Source organism: Agrococcus sp. HG114 (genome assembly GCF_024723325.1).
GTDB lineage: Bacteria > Actinomycetota > Actinomycetes > Actinomycetales > Microbacteriaceae > Agrococcus.
This window is the reverse complement of sequence record NZ_JANQCH010000313.1, coordinates 1-346: the sequence shown is the minus strand read 5'-3', so window position 1 is coordinate 346 and position 346 is coordinate 1. Positions and strand designations below refer to the sequence as shown.

1 protein-coding gene is annotated in these 346 nt (G+C 80.1%); it reads left to right on the top strand.

The window, feature by feature from the left end:
• On the top strand, positions 1–346 hold a 346-nt coding region (locus NWP09_RS13385), incomplete at both ends, for a deoxyribodipyrimidine photo-lyase (RefSeq protein ID WP_258275961.1).

Genomic DNA, 346 nt, shown 5'->3' with positions numbered 1-346 from the left:
GCTCCGCACCGCGCTCGCGGGGCTGCGCGCCGCGACCGACGGGGCGCTCGTCGTGCGCAGCGGACGGCCCGAGGCGGTGCTGCCCGCGCTCGTGCGCGAGTCGGGGGCGGATGCGGTGCACGTCTCGGGCGAGTCGACGCCGTACGGGCGTCGGCGCGATGGGCGGGTCGACGCGGCGCTCGACGTGCCGCTCGTCGCGACCGGCACCCCCTACGCCGTGAGCCCCGGACGGGTGCGGAAGGCGGACGGCTCGCCGTTCCGCGTCTTCACGCCGTTCTCGCGCGCGTGGCTCGAGCACGGCTGGCGCGCGCCCGCCGAGCGCGCGAGCCCGCGCTGGGTGCGGCGG